Raw genomic sequence first — 3618 nt, forward strand, 5'->3', positions numbered from 1 at the left:
GCGGTCATCACCCTCACGCCCCTTAAAACTGTGGAACCCTTTGTCATCCGTGTAGACAACTCAACCGGCATTGTTGAAGTCGTAGAGGCTTTAAAAGAAGGTCCCACAAATGTTGATGAAGCCATCACACGCTATTTTGCCGCAAAATATGTTCGATCCCGTGAAGGCTTTGCAACTGAGGAAGTACAACATAACTTCCAAACCGTCTCTCTCCTTTCTTCTCCAGAAGAACGAGAAAGATTTGCTAGCTGGTATGGAGCAAAAAACCCTCAAAGTCCTCAAATTCTCTATAAACACGCCAGTGTCACTATCACAATAAAATCAATCTCCTTTATCAATCAAGACGTCGCACAAGTGCGCTATTACAAAACCATCCGTGATAATGAAACCAATAAAGAATTCATCACCCATTGGGTCGCAACACTCACCTTTGAATATACCAATGCCCCCATCTCTGTCCAAAACCGTTTAATAAATCCTCTTGGGTTTATCGTTAGCGAATATAGAACTGATCCGGAAGTGGTCAACTGATCATGACAAAAAAAATTCTTTTTCTTTTTCTAAGCGCCATCGCTCTTTCTTGTGCTCATTTGGTCCATGCCAGTGTTTTTCCCACTCGTGCTCCTAGTGACAGCCGCATTCGCTTTATCAATTATGATGCTTATAATGTCACAAAAATTATTGGCTCCATACGCTCATCCGTACAAATAGAATTTTCTGCTAATGAAGAAATTGCTCATGTCGCCATTGGCAACAGTGTTGCATGGGAAGTTGCTCCCGCGGGAAATATTCTGTTCCTCAAAGCCAGAGAAGTCCAACCCATTACCAATCTCCAAGTTGTCACCACAAAGCTTGATGGCTCAAAACGCTCTTATCAATTTGAACTCATGGTCAAAGATGGAGAAATTTCCTCTGGACAAGAAACATATTTCCTTGTGAAATTTCGCTACCCACAAGAGGAAGCAGAACAAAGAAGACTTGTAGCCCTTTTGCAACAAGAAAAAAAACAATCCCAACGTATTGATGGTGCCTTCAACGCTTATGAAACCTACGGACCACGCAATTGGGCTTACACCGCTCAAGGATCCAGCGCTCTTGAACCGTCTGCCGTTTATGACAATGGAAAAACCACAACATTTTCTTTTCCCAACAACCAAGAAATTCCAGCCATTTATATTGTGGGCAACGACGGTACAGAATCGCTGATTCCCAAAACCACAAGAGGCAATATGGTTATTGTCCATGCCATCAGTGCCAGATTCACCCTAAGACAGGGAAGAAATGTCCTCTGCATCTTTAACGAAGCCTATCAATCAAAAGGCATCAATCCAAATACCGGAACAACCTCACCATCTGTTGAACGTAAAATTGCATCAGATCTTTAAATTTTAAATAAGAGGGAATTGAAGGGGACAACATATGAGTGATAACACCACTATCGAAGATCGAGGATCTATCGAGGATAGAAAAAATAATACATCAAAATCACCAGCAACAAAAATAATTATCATTATAGCCTTTATAGGATTTTGCGCATACGTGCTTTGGAATATATTCTCAACACCAACAACACCAAAAGACACAGCTAATGCTCACAAAAAACAATCACAAAACTTTAATAACTCACTTGCTCCTTTAGAATTAGTTGCTCCTGAAACACAAGTAAAAATTCCTCCAATTACATTACCAACACCCTCAACAACACCAAATAAAACAGTTGAAAATGATCCTTTACTTGATGCTGCACAACGTGCTCCCGTATTAGCTTTTACGAACAATTCTCACCCTTCTTCAACTCAAATGCCAAGAAATAGCTATAGTAATAATATCAATGAAACTCCCAATAATGATTCAGAAAGTTTTTCCTCACTTCTAAAACCTACAAAAATAGAAGGTACAAGAGCTGGGCTCATGGGAAATAGAAACTTTATCATTGCCATGGGAACATCTATTCCTTGTATCTTAGAAACTGCATTAAACAGTGACCAACCAGGCTTTGCAAGCTGCGTTATTAACCGTGATATCCTCTCCGACAATGGTCGCGTTGTTTTACTTGATAAAGGAACGCAAGTGATTGGTGAATACCGCGGAGGGATAAAACAAGGTCAATCCCGCCTCTTTGTCCTCTGGACCAGAGCAAAAACCCCAACAGGTGTCATCATCAACCTTGCATCTCCAGCAACCGACAGTTTAGGAAGAGCCGGTTTTGACGGCAATGTCAACACTCATTGGTGGGAACGCTTCAGTTCAGCATTATTACTCACCGTTGTTGATAGTGTTACAGCAAATCTAACAAAGAACAAAAAATCCAACTCAAGTGGAGGATTTAACATCTCTGAAGCAAGCAACTCTGGAAAAGAAACCGCCAGTATTGCCCTTGAAAATCAAATCAATATCCCTCCTACTTTAGAAAAATTTCAAGGTGAACTGGTCAACATTTTCGTAGCAAGAGATCTCGATTTTTCCTCCGTTTATAAATTAACAATCACTGGAAAAAAGAGAAATGCTTTCTCGCGTGCTACACCAAGCTATTCCTTTTTTTAATTCTCACGTTCAGTAAAAGTATATTATGCCAGCAACAAAAAATAGAGAACGAGCCTCTATCGTTTTAACAAAATTAAAAATATTAGATGACTTCCTCAATAATGAGAATTTATTCGAGATCGTCGTCAACCGCCCCGGTGAAGTGATTGTTGAAGGTCCCAATGGTTGGCAAACCCACACCATACAAGAACTCACCTACAGCGAGCTAGAAGGCATTGCAAAAGTTGTTGCTGCTTACACAACACAAAAAATTAGTGTAGAAAATCCTGTTCTCTCCGCAACACTTCCCAATAATGAACGCATACAAATTGTTATGCCCCCTGCTGTTGCCCCCAATACCATTAGCATGACAATTCGTAAACCTTCATCACGCACTTTTTCTCTTGAAAGTTTACACGAAAACCTATTGTTCTCTGTCACAAGAAACGTTAGTTTCACACCCCTTGAGCAGATGGCAAAACGAGAAAATGAACTCTCTGATACAGAAAAAGAACTAACAGATCTCTTTATTGCCAAGGACTTTTGTACATTTTTAGAACGCGCCGTTATTACACAACAAAATATCTTAATCTCTGGCAAAACCGGTTCTGGTAAAACAACCCTCTCCAAAGCTTTAATTGCCAAAATTCCTGACTATGAACGGATTCTCACCATCGAAGACACTCCAGAACTCGTCGTTCCGCACGCCAACAAAGTCCAACTTTTTTATTCAAAAGATAACCAAGGTTTAGCAAAAGCTGGCGCAAAAGAACTGCTTGAATCTGGACTACGCATGCGCCCCGATAGAATTCTTCTACAAGAGCTGCGTGATGGTACAGCCTTTTACTATATCCGTAATGTTAATTCTGGTCACCCCGGCTCTATCACCACCGTCCATGCCTCAACAGCACTTTCTGCCTTCGAACAAATGACCCTTCTCGTCAAAGAAAGTGATGGTGGTGGTAATTTAGCACGGGATGATATCCGCGGCCTATTAATCTCTATGATAGATGTCATCATCCAATGCAAACGTTTGGAAGGAAAATTTCGTGTAACAGAAATCTATTATGACCCCTTCAAACGTCGAGATGCTTT

General features: G+C 40.7%; 4 protein-coding genes. All 4 read left to right on the plus strand.

Annotated features, from left to right (window positions below; all coding sequences use genetic code 11):
- Positions 1 to 531 (plus strand): VirB8 family type IV secretion system protein (locus BN338_RS03315; protein ID WP_039759057.1); only part of this gene is annotated, 531 nt, incomplete at its 5' end.
- Positions 532 to 533: 2 nt separating this feature from the next.
- Complete coding sequence (virB9, locus tag BN338_RS03320) at positions 534 to 1385, plus strand: P-type conjugative transfer protein VirB9 (protein WP_039759059.1); 852 nt, start codon at positions 534 to 536, stop codon at positions 1383 to 1385.
- 34 nt (positions 1386 to 1419) lie between these two features.
- Positions 1420 to 2544 carry a type IV secretion system protein VirB10 gene (gene virB10, locus BN338_RS03325; RefSeq protein ID WP_039759061.1) on the plus strand — a complete coding sequence of 375 codons (1125 nt, stop codon included), beginning with the start codon at positions 1420 to 1422 and terminating at the stop codon, positions 2542 to 2544.
- 25 nt (positions 2545 to 2569) lie between these two features.
- The coding region (gene virB11 / locus BN338_RS03330) for a P-type DNA transfer ATPase VirB11 (RefSeq protein WP_039759064.1) at positions 2570 to 3618 on the plus strand (1049 nt) is incomplete at its 3' end.

This window comes from Bartonella queenslandensis AUST/NH15 (assembly GCF_000312585.1).
Lineage (GTDB): Bacteria > Pseudomonadota > Alphaproteobacteria > Rhizobiales > Rhizobiaceae > Bartonella > Bartonella queenslandensis_A.

Bases quoted from the DNA above. Each gene is read 5' to 3' on its own strand.
- virB9 (WP_039759059.1), top strand. From the start codon at position 534: ATGACAAAAAAAATTCTTTTTCTTTTTCTAAGCGCCATCGCTCTTTCT.
- virB10 (WP_039759061.1), top strand. From the start codon at position 1,420: ATGAGTGATAACACCACTATCGAAGATCGAGGATCTATCGAGGATAGA.